This window comes from Streptomyces sp. NPDC059851 (assembly GCF_042732005.1).
Lineage (GTDB): Bacteria > Actinomycetota > Actinomycetes > Streptomycetales > Streptomycetaceae > Streptomyces.
In genome coordinates, this window is the sequence record NZ_JBHWJJ010000029.1 from 44,507 (window position 1) to 58,271 (window position 13,765).

A 13,765-nucleotide genomic window follows, 5' to 3' on the forward strand; every position below is an offset into this window, starting at 1 on the left:
TGGCATCGTCCTGGCGATCAGCCCCGGAAGATTCCGTTCCAACGGTGTGGTGGGAACCGGGATGACGCCTTGTCCGCCACCACACCTCCCCGTCGGCAAAATCGAGGCAAAGCCGCGGGACCGCAAGTGGTTGACCCTCTCTTGGAGGGTGTACGAGGAGCTCAACTCCCCTGTCTGCACAGGAGCCGACGAGGGACGGGGGCTGCTCGACGGGCCTGCCACACCCCCATGGGACGGGCCGTACCCCGGCATGAACGAGGTAACAATGTGCGAACTGCTGAACCGTATCTGGGCCCGCCCCCGCGGCGAGTGGACCCGGGTCCTGCGCAGGGAACTGCCCGCGCTGGCGTCCGGGATGGTGGAGGAGCTGAGGGACGGGATCCCCGGCTTCGCAGCACTGGTCGACGACCTCGACGACGAGGTGGTCAGAGCGCAGTTCGAGGCGGCCTTGCTCACCGCACTCGGATACCGCGAGCCGGTGACACAGGATCAAGCTCCGCGGGCGGAACACGACACCGCGCCCGACCAGCGGCCCGGAGCGGCCCGGGGTGCGGGCGCGTACGACGCCGCCGGGCATCCGGACCTCGATGACGACGGCCCCGTGGCCGGCGACGAGTACGAAGACCCGGACGCGGACCGGTACGCGGACCCGGACGAGGGCCTGCTGGGCGAGATCCGCGGCCGGATTCCGCAACAGAGCCGCAGGAGGGCCTCGGCCCCGCTGACCGTCGTGTCCTCCGACGGCACGGGCAGTAGCTCCGAACGGGCGCGGCGCGAGCTGTTTTCCGCCCTCACGTCTGACATGCCCATGGCTGAAATCGCCCTGTCGGAGCTGGCCCGCGCCGCCGGCTGGCCCCTGCCCCCCGAGATACGCGCCATCGCCCTCACCACGCCGGGCGAGGCGCAGCAGCTCGCGGCCGCCCTGGACGACGCACTCGCCGGCATGGTCGGAGGCCAGCCGTGCCTGCTCGTCCCCAGCCCGGAGGACCCGGAGGCCCGCACCGCCCTGGAGGCCCTGCTGCGGGGTCGGTTCGCCGCCGTCGGCCACCCCGTCGTCCCCCGCGACACCTACCACTCCCTGCGCTGGGCCCTGCGGCTGCTGGCGCTCACCCCGAGCCGCCCCGGCATGGACGGGCGGCCCCTCTTCGTCGACGACCACCTGTCCACCCTGCTCCTCCTGCAGGACGAGCCGCTGGCGCACGCACTGGCCGCGCGCTGGCTGCGGCCGCTGGCCAATCTGACACCCCGACAGAGCGAGCGGCTCGAAGTGACCCTGCTCGCCTGGCTGGAGGGCGGCGGAGCACCCGAGGCCGCGAAGGCGCTGAGCGTGCACCCGCAGACCGTGCGCTACCGCATGCGTCAGCTGGAGAAGCTCTTCGGCCCCGGACTGCGCGACCCCCGCACCCGCTTCGAGCTGGAGATGGCACTGCGCAGCCGCCGCCTCATGGCCCAGGTGCGGCGCCAGTACTCGCGGGTGGGACGCAAGGCCCGCGCCGCCGCGACCGACTTCCGTCCCCTGGGTGTGGGGCGCATGGCCCGCGTGAACGGCCTGTAGCGGCCGCGGCCGTGCCCGGGGCGGAACCTCCTCCCCCGCGCCCCGCGCACGGCCCGGCCCCGCGCCCCCCTTCGGCCCCGGCCCCCTCACCGCCCACGCGGCGCGGGGGGCCGGGGCCGCGGCGTCTCAGCCGCCGGCCGGCACGGGCGGAGCAGCGGGGCACAGCGCGGCATGCAGGTCGAGGAGTTCGGCGTACGCCCGCGCACAGGACCGGCACACCGCCAGGTGGCGGGTCAGGTCCCGGCCGCGGGTCGTCCCCCGGCGCCGGACGGCCGCCCCGAGCACACTCCCGTACCGGCGGCAGCGGGCGTCGGCGACGCCGGTGTCGAGATGGGCCCGCAGGTACGCCTCGCGCAGTCCTTCCCGTGCCCGGAAGGCCAGGGAGGTCACGGCGCTCGGGGTGATGCCCAGCAGCAGGGGGACGGGGTGCGGGCAGTCGTCCTCCACGAGGGTGTGCCACAGCACGGCCTTCCACCGCTCGGGCAGCGTGTGGAAGGAGCGGGCGACGAGCCGGCGGTCCTCGCGCTCCAGCAGCCGGCGCTGCGGGTCGTCCCCGCCCGGCCCCGGCGGGCACCACGGCTCGACGTCGGGTGTCAGGACGGTCCGCCCGGCCCCGGCCCGCCACTCGATGGCCGTGTGGCGGACCACCGCCAGCAGGTACGGGCGCCAGTGGTCGCGCGGTCCGGCGCCCGAGCGGACGGCCTGGAGGGTGCGGATGAAGGCCTCGGATGCGAGGTCCTCGGCGTCCTGCGGGGCGCGGCAGCAGCGGCGCGCACAGGCGAGGGCGACGGCACCGTGCCGCCGGTGGAGGAGCTCGCAGACCTCGGGGGCGCGCGTGCCGGACGCGTACGCCTGCCGGAGCCGCCGGATCAGGTCCCCGTCGGACGGCTCGCACCGCCCGGCCGCGGGGTCGCCGGGACGGAGCTCGGCGTCAAACCCGGATACGGCCCCGGCCTCGAACCCGGACTCGGACTCGGCCTCGGACTCGGCCTCGGGCTGGGACTCGGGCTGGGACTCGGACCCGGACTCGGGCTCGGACTCGGGCTGGGACTCGGACTCGGACTCGGGCTCGGACTCGGGCTCGGGCTCGGACTCAGGCTGGCACGGGGGTATGGACCCGGCCCCGGGCTCGGATACGGCCCCGGGGCCGGAGGGGGTGCCGGGTACCGAACCGGATCCGGACCGGCGCGCTAACCGGGGTGGGGATCCGGATTCGGCAGCGGATTGGCGGGCGGAAAGCGAAACGGGCCCCTCCGTGCGGTACGGACGGGCCGGGGGACGGCGGGAGCCGGACATGCGGGCACTCCTGGGTGTGTTCCAGGGGCCCTCGGGCCCCTGCGGGCGACGGCACGAGCACGTGCGCGGTGCCGGCCCGAAGTCGGCTTCGGGCCGGCACCGCTCTCGGGGCGACGCAAGGGGAGGGGGAGGGGGTGTGCGCCGCCTCCGAGGGACCGGGGATCAGCGGCAGGCGCGCCCCTCGTTGATGCAGCCCACCGCGCGCCGCATCAGGCCGTCCGACATCACGTTGATGAAGTCGCCGTGGTCGGTCGCCGGCTTGTGCAACTGCTCGGGGAAGCTGTCCACGGCGAAGCGCGAACCGGCCGGCACGCTGTACACGATGCGCTGCACCAGCTGCGGAATGGCCTTGAAGCCGGGCTTGCAGGAGCCGTCCTTCTTCGCGAAGTCCACGTGGGTGCGGTGGTTGGCGCTGTCGATGTTCTTCCCGTCCCAGCAGCTCTGGAAGTTGAACGTCCGGACCACGTCACTGCCCTTGGGGCACACCGGGTACTTGTCCTTCAGCTGGCGGTTCTCGAAGCCGGTGCAGCTCCACGAGGCGTTGGCGTTGCCGTTGCCGTTGGTCAGGGCCTTGGCGTCGCCCGTGATGATCCGCATGAAGCGGGGCATGGCCTCGACCTTGGAGACCGGGCTGCCCTTGAACTCGATCGTGACCTGCTTGGGCTTCAGGATGGTGCCGACGTTCAGGTCCTGCCCGCCGCCGGGGGCCTTGGCGTCGCGTTCGGCCCGGCCGTCCCGCAGGCGCAGCACCGGCCAGTAGTAGGTGGACTGGTCGCCGTTGGTGCAGGTGGTCCCGGAGGCCGCGAGGCTGTTGTTGGTGGAGAAGGCGTCGGTGGTCAGGTTGCCGACGTAGTCGTGCATGTGGTGGGCGCCGTTGCTGACGCCCGGCGCGACGATGACGTTGTCGGGGTTGAAGTGGCCGTTCTCGTTGCGGCCGCAGTTCACCGAGAAGGACCCCCGGGACGCGGCCGAACGGGCTGCCGGCTTGTTGACGTTCGGCTTGACCGAGCCGATGGCGACGAAGTCGCTCTTGGCCGGTCCGCCCTTGGCCTGCTGGGCACCGCCGCCCTGCGCGGCGGCGCCCTGTTGGGCGGCGGCGGCCGGGTCGTCCTTCGGGTCGGCCGCCGCGGTCTTCGTCATCTGGCAGCCGCTGAGACCCTCCAGCCCCTGCTGGCGGGCGCCGGCCTTGCCCAGCGCGTCGCCGATGGCGGAGATGGTGCCGCTGCGCTGCTGCTTCAGCCCGCTGAGCAGCGCGTCGCCCTTGGCGCGGCCCGAGGCGAGCTGCGCGTACGCGTTGGCGACCTGGGTGTCGAGCTGCGCGAGGTTCTTGTCGACCTCGCCCCTGGCCTGCTCGGGCACGTTGTTCAGCTTGTCGCCCACGTCGGGGCAGTCGATGGTGGCGGTCACCGGTGCGCGGCCGTCCTGACCGGCGAAGGCGCCCTGCGACACGAACAGGACCCCGCCGCCGCCCATGGCCAGGGCGGACACCATGACGAGGACCTTGTGCGACGTCCGCAGACGGCGCTTGTGGCCCTTTTGACTCATGCGATCACTTCACTTCGTCGGTCGGGAAAGGGTGGAGGAGGCGGGGAGGGGCACCGGGACGACCCCGGAGCCGGTGCCGGTGCCGGTGCCGGTGCCGGTGCCCGAAGCCGGGCGGGACCCGGCGGGCGGGGTGTCCGCGAGCCCGTCGAAGTCGACGAGTCCGGTGGCCTCCAGCACGGAAATGTGGTCCAGGACGGTCGTGTTGGCGTCGTTGGCCAGCTGCCTCACCATCGAGTTGCGGGTCTGCGCGCGCACTTGCGCCACCACGGCGAACACCTTCCCGTGCGCCCGGCGCAGCAACTGCGCGAACAGCTGCTCGTACTGGGGGCCCTGGGCCGCGGCGAGCTGGGCCAGCCACTCCTGCTGCTGGGCACTGGGCTGGTTCGGCAGTTCCATGCCGAGGGCCTGACCCACCTCCAGGACCCGGCGGTCCAGTTCGGTGTGGCCCTCGATGAGGTGCTCGCCGGCGGTACGGACCGTGGGGCGCTTGCCGCGCTGGAGCGCCTCCTTTCCTGCGGGCAGTTCCCACAGCCCGGCGAGCCGCACCTTGCGGACGAAGTCGCGGTCCTGGGCGGTCAGCGGCCCGAAGGCCGTGCTCATGGTGCCGAGGCCGTCGTCGTCGCCCGTGGCGGACGCGGTCGCCGCGGCGGATCTGCCGCCGAAGCTCTGCACGGGGATCAGCAACGCGATCAGGGTGAAGGCGAGGGCGCCGATCACGGCGCCCGTGCCCAGCACGTGTTTCGAAGCGACCGACAAACTGCCGACGGCCGACCGGCGGAATGACAGCACTGTGCCTCCTTGCTGCGAGGGGCCGGGAGGGGCAGCAGGGGCGGTAGGCCGCGGCAGTAGTGCCGTCGAGCACCCGCGCTCCCCGGGTGTCAAGGGACGCTAGTGCCAGTTGTGGTGTCCGTTCGGAAGGACCATCACGAATGGACAAACATCCGGGCAACACCCCGGGGGGCTGGTACTGTGCCCCGGCGTCGGCTCCCCGCGCGCCGCCCTGTGCGCCGTCCGCGCGCCTGCCGTGCGCCCGTCCGTGCACGCCCCCGCTAGAGCGGCCGGGCCCGTGCGATGAGGAGGGCGACGTCGTCGCGGTCGTCCGGCCGGCGCAGCCTGCCCAGCAGCAGGTCGCAGGTCTCCTCCAGGGGGCGATCCGGATCGTCGAGGAGTGCGGTGAGGGCCTGGAGGCGGGTGTCGATGTCCTGGTCCCGGGTCTCGACGAGCCCGTCGGTGTACAGGACCAGTTCGTCGCCCACCCCCAGGTCGAGCGCGGTGGCCTCGAAGGGCACGCCACCGACGCCCAGAGGCGCACCCGTCGGCAGGTCGAGCAGCTCGGGCGGGCGGCCCGGGCCGGTCCGTACGGGCGGGAGGTGGCCGGCGGTGGCGATGCGGCACGTGCCGCGGTGCGGGTCGTAGACGGCGATGACGCAGGTGGCCATGGTGTGGCCGACGCCAGTGGCGGTGTGGTCCAGCCGGGTCAGGACGGTGGCGGGGTCGAGGTCGAGCTCGGCGAGCGTGCGGGCGGCGGTCCGCAGCTGCCCCATGGCCGCTGCCGCGTTGATGCCGCTGCCCATGACGTCCCCGACGACGAGGGCGGTCTTGTCGTCGGGCAGCGGGACGACGTCGAACCAGTCCCCGCCGACCTCGGCGGCGCTCCCGGCGGGCTGGTAGCGGTACGCGATCTCCAGGCCCGGCGAGCGCCCCCGGTGGTGCGGCAGCAGGTGGCGCTGGAGCGTCAGGGCGGTGCGGCGCTGCTTCTGGTACCAGCGGGCGTTGTCGATGCAGACGGCCGCGCGGGCCGCCAGTTCACCGGCGAGCAGGACGTCGTCCTCGTCGAACGGCAGCGGGTGGGAGGTGCGCTGGAGGCCGAGGGCGCCGATGACCTCGCCGCGGGCGATGAGCGGCACGGCGAGGTACGAGTGGAGCCCGGCCTCGGCGAGCAGCTCGGCGGCCCCGGCGTCACGTGCGACGCGGTCGAGGTCCTGCCGCGACGCGTGCGCCAGCAGGACGGGGCGGCCGGTCCGTACGCACTGCGTGACCAGTCGGGTGGCGTCGTAGCGCGCGAGCGAGCCCACCGGGTCCGCCGCCCGGACGGCGGGGGTCGGCCGGTCCGCCGTGACGGCGAGGGCCCGGAACTGCACGGGCCCGCCGGCCGCGACGTCGGGCGGATGGTCGCCCGTGAGGACCTCGTCGATGACGTCGACCGTGGCCACGTCGGCGAGCTGCGGCACGGCGATGTCGCCCAGCTCGCGGGCGGTCACGCCGAGGTCGAGGGTGGTGCCGATGCGCACGGAGGCGTCGGCGATCAGGGCGAGCCGCTGCCGGGCCTGGGCCACGGCCTTGGAGGTCTTGTACTGCTCGGTGACGTCGACGATGGAGGCGGCGATCCCGATGGGCCGCCCGCCCGGGTCGTCGAGCCGGTAGAAGGAGACCGACCAGGCGTGGTCCTGGTCGGGGTCGGCGGGGGTACGGCCGGTGGTGAACTGGTCCAGCAGGGGCACGCCGCTGCGCAGGACCTCGGCCATGGCCGCTTCGATGACCGCGGAGTCGATGTGGGGCAGGGCCTCGTGGACCTTGAGGCCCAGGTGCTCCGCGGCCGGCAGGCCGTTGATCCGTTCGAGTGCCGGGTTGACCAGGACGTAGCGCAGTTCCGTGTCCAGGACGGCCAGGCCGATCGGGGACTGGGCGACGAGCCGCATCGAGAGGGCGAGGTCGCGCTCCAGACGGCGCAGGGTGGCCTGGTCGGAGGCGATCCCCAGCGCGTAGAGCCGGCCGTCCTGGTCCTCCAGGCGCATGTTGCGGAACTCGGCCAGGCGGGTGGTGCCGTCCTTGCGCAGGACGGGGAACACCCCGGCCCAGGGCTTCCCGCTCCCCATGACCTTCTCGAAGAGGGCGAGGACCACGCCCAGGTGCTCCCGGTCCACGAGCAGGCGGGCCGCGGGCCTGCCCAGGGCCTCCTGGGCGGTGTAGCCGAACAGGTCCTCGGCCTGCGGGCTCCACAGGGCGATCCGCCCCTGCTCGTCGAGGACCACCGCCGCGACGCCGAGGACGTCGAGCAGGCCCCGCCCGCTGGAGGGGCCGACGGGTTCGGTGGCTGCACCGGGGCCGGCCGGGAGGTCGTTCGCCGCGTTCATGCCGACCACTCCTTCCCGTCCGCCGCCGAGGGAGCGGTGCGCCGGCCCGCTCGTGGTGCTCCGGGCTCCGACCCCCGGGTGCCTCCATCCTCCCCCCACCGCCCCCGCCCGGCAGCCGCAGCCGCGCACGACTCGGCCGTACGGGGCCCGGGGCCACGGGGGCGGACGGGTGCCCGGCGCGGGCGGCGGGCGTATCGACCGTCCGGGTGGGGCAGCGGGTACGGCGCCGGGGACCGCCCTGCGCCGTGCCGCTGTCGCCGCTCCCCTCCTTCCCCCTCCTTCCCTGTCCCTTTCCGTCCTCTCCCGTCCTCCCCAAGTCGTACGTCCGCCGGCCCATGCCGGCGGCACCGGTCGGACCCGCGCTGAGCGGCCGTGACGCGACCGGCCGCACCGCGGCGCGGACAGGCCGGTGACGGCCGGCACCAAGTCCTGTGGCGTGTCGGCCAGTTGTCCGGATATCCACTCGTTCGGGAGGAGCATACGAGTCGGGCCTTCGGGCGGATTCCACCCGACCGTGGCGTGCAACAGGGTGGGGACGCCACCGACTTCACGGGAAGGGAACCGCTCTTCGTGAACATCACACGCCTCGGGCCGACGCTCGCCGCCGCAGGTCTCCTCGCCACCACCGTCCCCCTGCTGTCCGCCACACAGGCCTCGGCCGCCCCTGCAGCGGAGTTCACCCCGCAGAAGCCGGCGTGGGCGAGGTGCAGCACCGACCTGCCCGCCTCGTACGAGTGCGCCACCCTCAAGGTGCCGCTCGACTACCGGCGGCCCCAGGGGCGCACCATCGACGTCGCCATATCCCGGATCAAGAGCGAGAACCCGGCCAAGCGGCGGGGCGCGCTGCTCTTCAACCCGGGCGGTCCGGGCGGCCCCGGCCTCGACATGCCGCTGATGGCCCAGGAGTTGATGCCGAAGGAGGTCCGCGAACAGTACGACCTGATCGGCTTCGACCCGCGCGGCACCGGGGCCAGCAGCCCGATCACCTGCGGGATGACCGACGAGGAGCAGAACATCGTCCGGCCGTACCGGGAGGAGACCTTCCCGGCTGACGTGGAGTGGGCGCGCGCGGTCGCCGACAAGTGCCGTGAGAAGTCCGGGTCGGTGCTGCCGTTCATCACGACCCGCAACACCGCCCGCGACATGGACGCGATACGCGTGGCCCTCGGCGAGAAGAAGATCAGCTACGTGGGCTACTCGTACGGGACCTACCTCGGCGCGGTCTACACGCAGATGTTCCCGAACCGCACGGACCGCTTCGTCCTCGACAGCGGCGTCGACCCGCAGCGCGCCTGGCGCGGCATGATCCAGGTCTGGGCGACCGAGGCGGAGCCCGCCTTCAAGCGGTGGACGCAGTGGACGGCCGAGCGCAACGCCGAGTTCGGGCTGGGCGCCACCCCGGACGCGGTGTCGAAGACCTTCTGGGACCTGGTCGCCCGGGCCGACCGGGAGCCGATCGAGCTGGAGGGGCAGAAGTACTCGGGCGATGACATCCGCGCCGGGCGGGCCGTGTTCTTCTACCCGGCGCAGGCGGCACCGGCCGTCAAGGCGCTGAAGGACGCGGCCGAGGGCAGGCCCGCCACGCTCCCCGCGGAGCAGCGCCGGCTGCTGAAGCCGGCGGCGGAGCCCTCCTCCGACACCGGTACGGCCGTGTTCTGGTCCGTGGTGTGCGGGGACGTGGAATGGCCGCGCTACCCCGAGCAGTACGCGAAGGAGGCCGCGGCGGACAAGGCGAAGTACCCGCTGTACGGCGACTTCGCGTCCAACATCAAGCCGTGCGCGTACTGGCAGCGGCCCATCGAGCCGCCGACGAAGATGAACACCAGGGCGAACGTCCTGACCGTGCAGAACGAGTGGGACTCCCAGACCCCCCTCACCAGCGGCGAGGGCCTGCACCGGGCCCTGAAGGGGTCGCGGATGCTCCTGGTCCGGGGCGGTGAGGGCCACGGCGTGTACCTCACCGATCCCAAGTCCTGTGCGGACGCCGCCGTCAACTCGTACCTCAGCACCGGCAAGCTGCCGGCCGAGGACGTGACCTGCCAGGCCGCTCCGACCGGCAACGAGCGCCGGGCGGACCTCGTGCCGTCGTCGCCGCAGCGCTTCCCGGGCGCCGCACCCAACCGGTTCTGAACCGGTACCGGCCCGCCGCCCGGCTCCGCGGGCGGCGGGCCGGCCGGTCCGGCTAGCGGCGCTGGCGGGCGCGGGCCGACGGCCCGTACACGGCCCGGTCGGTCACGGCCCGGCCGCCGCCGCGGAGCGGGGTCAGCAGCCCTGCGACCACGATGAGCAGGCAGAACGCCCCGGCTGCCACGCTGACGGCGGGAACGCCGTGCCGGGCGGCCAGGACGGTCAGCGCGGCCGCGCCCACCGGGCCCGAGGCGTTGTGGACGGTCCAGAAGGCCGAGGTGACCCGGCCGAGCAGCCGGTCCGGGGTGACCTCCTGGCGCAGGGTCATGGAGACGACCCCGCCGAGGGTCGTCCCGAACATGAACACGGCCGCCAGGGCGGCGACCACCGGCACGCTCCGGCTGACTCCGACGCCCGCCACGGCCAGCCCGATCAGGGCGGCCGAGCCGAGCCAGCACGCGCCGGTGCCGAAGACGCGGCGGAGCGTCCCGGCGGCCAGGGCCGCGGCGACCACTCCGAGCCCGCTGACGGCGATGACGTAGCCGAGGGTGGCCGCGTCCTGGCCGAGGTCGTGCCGGATCCGGTAGATGAGCAGGTCGGTGGCGCCCATGGTGACGAAGGTCAGCAGGGTGAGGAGCACGGTCAGCGGGCGCAGCAGCGGATGCGCCCACAAGAAGCGGAAGCCGACGACGAACAGTTCCCGCACCCGCCCGCCGCCGGAACCCGAACGGGAGCCCGCACCCGAACCCGAACCGGAGCCCGCGCCCTTGCCCACGCCCGCGCCTGCGCCCGCGCCCGCGCCCGCGCCACCGTCCGCCGCGGCGCGACCGGCCCCGCCGGCGCTCCCGTACCGGTCGAAGGCGACCCAGCGCAGGCTCACGGCGGAGACGAGGAAGGTCGCCCCGTCCACCCCGAGGGCCCAGTCGGCGCCCACCGCGGCCGTGAGGAACCCCGCCGCCACCGGCCCGCCCAGGGTTCCGACGGCGAAGGTGCCCATGAGCCGTGCGTTGGCGGCGGTCAGGTCCCGCGGCGGCACCAGGTTCGGCACGGAGCTCACGTACGCCACGTCGAACAGCGTCTTCAGGGCGGTGACCAGGGCCGCCAGCAGGTACAGCACCCAGATGCGCGGCCCGGCCAGCCAGACGGCCGGGACCGCCCCCAGCAGCACGGCCCGCGCGAGATCGCACGTGATCATCAGGCGGCGGCGGTCCGTCCGGTCCACCACGTACCCGGCGAACACCCCCGTCGCGATGCCGGTGACGCCGGAGATCACCGTGATGACGCCCATCTGCACGAGGGACCCGGTGGCGTCGAGGACGAGCAGCGGCAGCGCGAGCAGGGAGATCGATCCGCCGAGGACGGACAGCGCCTGGCCGAGCCAGAAGACGTTGAAGTCCCGGTTCCGCCACAGGGGGGCGGGCTCCGGCGCCCCACTCAACCCAGCAGGGCGTACACGGTCGAGGCCGTCGCGGCGGGCTCCTGCCCCCCGTCCGGGGTCATGGTGATGTCGGCGAAGGCCATCCGCTTGCCGAGCTTGGTGACCCGCACCTCGATCAGCACGTCCGTGCCGGTCACGGGCCGCTGAAAGCTGGTCGACTGCTGGACGGTGGTCATCGGCCCGTACGCGCCGCGCGCCGCGCTGATCGCGATGACGGTGGCGGTGTCGGCGGCTGCCATCAGGGCCTGCCCGGACAGGCCGCCGCCGTCCCGGGCCAGGGCGCCGGACCAGGGCAGCCGGAGCACGGCGTGCCGGTCGCCGGTCTCCTCGACGGTCAGTCCCAGGTCGAGGACCCAGGGGGCGAAGTTGTCCTTGAGGACCTTGTCTGCATCTGCCGGTGTCAGGGTCACCCGAGCGATTGTGGCGGCCCGGCGGGGCCGCCACAACACCCTTGATCCCTCTGTGATCTGCCGGCGCGCGCCGTCAGAGCGCGGCGGCCAGCTCGGTGCCCTGGCGGATCGCCCGCTTGGCGTCCAGTTCGGCGGCGACGTCGGCGCCGCCGATCAGGTGCGCCTCGATGCCGGCCGCGCGCAGCGCCTCGTACAGGTCGCGGCGCGGCTCCTGGCCGGTGCACAGGACGACCGTGTCGGCCGGGACGAGCCGCTGTTCGCCGCCGACGGTGATGTGCAGGCCTTCGTCGTCGATCCGGTCGTACGAGGCGCCGGCGACGGAGACGACCCCGCGGTGCTTGAGTTCGGCGCGGTGGATCCAGCCGGTGGTGGTGCCGAGGCCCGCGCCGACCTTGGTGGTCTTGCGCTGCAGGAGGTGGACCTGGCGGGGGGAGGCCGGCCGCTCGGGGGCGGTGAGGCCGCCGGGGCCCTCGTAGGCGGTGTCGACGCCCCAGTGGCGGAAGTAGACGGCGGGGTCCTGGGAGGCGCCCTCGCCGCTGTCGGTGAGGTATTCGGCGACGTCGAAGCCGATGCCGCCGGCGCCGACGACGGCGACGCGCTCGCCGACGGGGGCGCCGTCGCGCAGCACGTCGAGGTAGCTGACGACGGCGGCGTGGTCGATGCCCTCGATGTCGGGGGTGCGCGGGGTGACGCCGGTGGCGACGACGACCTCGTCGTAACCCCGCAGGGTGTCGGTGTCCGCGACGGTGTCCAGGCGGAGCTCGACGCCGACCTCGGCGAGGCGGTTGCCGAAGTAGCGGATGGTCTCCTCGAACTCCTCCTTGCCCGGGATGCGGCGGGCGACGTCGAGCTGTCCGCCGATGTGGCCGGAGGCCTCGAAGAGGGTGACCCGGTGGCCGCGTTCGGCGGCGGTGACGGCGCAGGCGAGGCCCGCGGGGCCGGCGCCGACGACGGCGACGCTCTTGGTGAGGCGCGTGGGCGACAGGACGAGCTCGGTCTCGTGGCAGGCGCGGGGGTTGACCAGGCAGCTGGTGATCTTGCCGCTGAAGGTGTGGTCGAGGCAGGCCTGGTTGCAGCCGATGCAGGTGTTGATGGACTCGGGACGGCCGGCGGCGGCCTTGGCGACGAAGTCGGCGTCGGCGAGGAAGGGGCGGGCCAGGGAGACCAGGTCGGCGCGGCCCTCGGCGAGGACCTCCTCGGCCTTCTCGGGGGTGTTGATGCGGTTGCTGGTGACGAGGGGCACGGAGACCGCGCCCATCAGCCGCTGGGTGACCCAGGTGTACGCGCCGCGCGGGACGGAGGTGGCGATGGTGGGGATGCGGGCCTCGTGCCAGCCGATGCCGGTGTTGATGATGGTGGCGCCGGCCGCCTCGATCTCCTTGGCGAGGTGGACGACCTCGTCGAAGGTGGAGCCGCCGGGGACCAGGTCGAGCATGGACAGGCGGTAGATCAGGATGAAGTCGGTGCCCACGGCCTCGCGGGTGCGGCGGACGATCTCCAGGGGGAAGCGGACCCGGTTCTCGTACGAGCCTCCCCAGCGGTCCTCGCGGCGGTTGGTGGCGGCGGCGATGAACTCGTTGATCAGGTAGCCCTCGGAGCCCATGATCTCGACGCCGTCGTAGCCGGCGAGCTTGGCGAGGCGGGCGGCGCGGACGAAGTCCTCGACGGTCTGCTCGACCTCGGCGTCGGTGAGCTCGTTCGGGACGAAGGGGCTGATGGGAGCCTGGAGGGCGCTGGGGGCGACGAGGTCCTTGTGGTACGCGTAGCGGCCGAAGTGGAGGATCTGCATCGCGATCTTCCCGCCCTCGGCGTGCACGGCTCCGGTGATCACCCGGTGCTCGGCGGCCTCTTCCTCGGTCGTGAGGCGGGAGCCCCCCTCGAAGGGGCGGCCTGCGTCGTTGGGGGCGATCCCGCCGGTGACGATGAGGCCGGCGCCGCCGCGGGCGCGCTCGGCGTAGAAGGCGGCCAGGCGCTCGAATCCGCGCTCGTGCTCTTCGAGACCGGTGTGCATCGAGCCCATGATCACGCGGTTCGGCAGGGTGGTGAAGCCGAGGTCCAGCGGGCTCAGCAGGTGCGGGTACCGGCTCTGGGAACTCATGGGGGCGCCTTCCTCGCGCGGGTGGGATGCACCTGTTGTAGCGAGGCGAAGCCCGTTTTGCAACTAAGTGCAAAACCCGCGCGCGGGGCGTCCGGGCCCCCCGGTGCCGGGACTGCGGGCCCGGCCCGGCGGGGCCGGGCCCCGGCTGTGGTGCAGTTCACG

General features: G+C 73.6%; 9 protein-coding genes. 2 read left to right on the forward strand and 7 right to left on the reverse strand.

Translation table 11 applies throughout. From position 1 onward, the window contains the following. Positions 1 to 250: 250 nt before the first annotated feature. Positions 251 to 1,555, forward strand: coding sequence for a PucR family transcriptional regulator (locus ACFV7Q_RS13240; RefSeq protein ID WP_385427712.1), 1,305 nt, complete (start codon positions 251 to 253; stop codon positions 1,553 to 1,555). Positions 1,556 to 1,681: 126 nt separating this feature from the next. Here ACFV7Q_RS13240 and ACFV7Q_RS13245 read toward each other — a convergent pair whose 3' ends face one another. The 4 genes from ACFV7Q_RS13245 to ACFV7Q_RS13260 form a co-directional block, all read right to left on the reverse strand. Then, positions 1,682 to 2,851, reverse strand: a complete 1,170-nt coding sequence (locus ACFV7Q_RS13245; RefSeq protein ID WP_385427715.1) for an RNA polymerase sigma factor — start codon at positions 2,849 to 2,851, stop codon at positions 1,682 to 1,684. Between the two features lie 162 nt (positions 2,852 to 3,013). Beyond that, on the reverse strand, positions 3,014 to 4,396 hold the full coding sequence (locus ACFV7Q_RS13250) for a DUF1996 domain-containing protein (protein ID WP_385427717.1): 1,383 nt from the start codon (positions 4,394 to 4,396) through the stop codon (positions 3,014 to 3,016). A 9-nt stretch (positions 4,397 to 4,405) separates the two neighbouring features. Next, positions 4,406 to 5,185, reverse strand: coding sequence for a DUF4142 domain-containing protein (locus ACFV7Q_RS13255; RefSeq protein WP_385427720.1), 780 nt, complete (start codon positions 5,183 to 5,185; stop codon positions 4,406 to 4,408). Positions 5,186 to 5,445: 260 nt separating this feature from the next. Beyond that, a complete protein-coding gene (locus ACFV7Q_RS13260; protein WP_385427722.1) occupies positions 5,446 to 7,530 on the reverse strand; it encodes a SpoIIE family protein phosphatase in 2,085 nt (694 codons plus the stop codon). A gap of 570 nt (positions 7,531 to 8,100) precedes the next feature. On the opposite strand from ACFV7Q_RS13260, the gene ACFV7Q_RS13265 reads away from it, so the two are divergent. Then, positions 8,101 to 9,660 (forward strand): alpha/beta hydrolase, encoded by a 1,560-nt coding sequence (locus ACFV7Q_RS13265; RefSeq protein WP_385427725.1) that lies wholly within the window; start codon positions 8,101 to 8,103, stop codon positions 9,658 to 9,660. A gap of 52 nt (positions 9,661 to 9,712) precedes the next feature. Here ACFV7Q_RS13265 and ACFV7Q_RS13270 read toward each other — a convergent pair whose 3' ends face one another. The 3 genes from ACFV7Q_RS13270 to ACFV7Q_RS13280 all read right to left on the reverse strand — a co-directional run bounded on the left by ACFV7Q_RS13270 (position 9,713) and on the right by ACFV7Q_RS13280 (position 13,603). After that, complete coding sequence (locus ACFV7Q_RS13270) at positions 9,713 to 11,095, reverse strand: MFS transporter (RefSeq protein WP_385427727.1); 1,383 nt, start codon at positions 11,093 to 11,095, stop codon at positions 9,713 to 9,715. Beyond that, positions 11,092 to 11,505: a PaaI family thioesterase gene (locus ACFV7Q_RS13275; RefSeq protein WP_385427729.1), complete on the reverse strand. Its 414-nt coding sequence runs from the start codon at positions 11,503 to 11,505 to the stop codon at positions 11,092 to 11,094. The genes ACFV7Q_RS13270 and ACFV7Q_RS13275 overlap by 4 nt, the downstream gene beginning before the upstream one ends. Before the next feature lie 73 nt (positions 11,506 to 11,578). Further along, positions 11,579 to 13,603: an FAD-dependent oxidoreductase gene (locus ACFV7Q_RS13280; RefSeq protein ID WP_385427731.1), complete on the reverse strand. Its 2,025-nt coding sequence runs from the start codon at positions 13,601 to 13,603 to the stop codon at positions 11,579 to 11,581. Between the last annotated feature and the right edge of the window lie 162 nt (positions 13,604 to 13,765).

Excerpts from the sequence above, each read along its gene's own strand:
- ACFV7Q_RS13280 (WP_385427731.1), bottom strand. The coding sequence starts at position 13,603 with ATGAGTTCCCAGAGCCGGTACCCGCACCTGCTGAGCCCGCTGGACCTC.
- ACFV7Q_RS13245 (WP_385427715.1), bottom strand. The coding sequence starts at position 2,851 with ATGTCCGGCTCCCGCCGTCCCCCGGCCCGTCCGTACCGCACGGAGGGG.
- ACFV7Q_RS13260 (WP_385427722.1), bottom strand. The coding sequence starts at position 7,530 with ATGAACGCGGCGAACGACCTCCCGGCCGGCCCCGGTGCAGCCACCGAA.
- ACFV7Q_RS13250 (WP_385427717.1), bottom strand. The coding sequence starts at position 4,396 with ATGAGTCAAAAGGGCCACAAGCGCCGTCTGCGGACGTCGCACAAGGTC.
- ACFV7Q_RS13240 (WP_385427712.1), top strand. The coding sequence starts at position 251 with ATGAACGAGGTAACAATGTGCGAACTGCTGAACCGTATCTGGGCCCGC.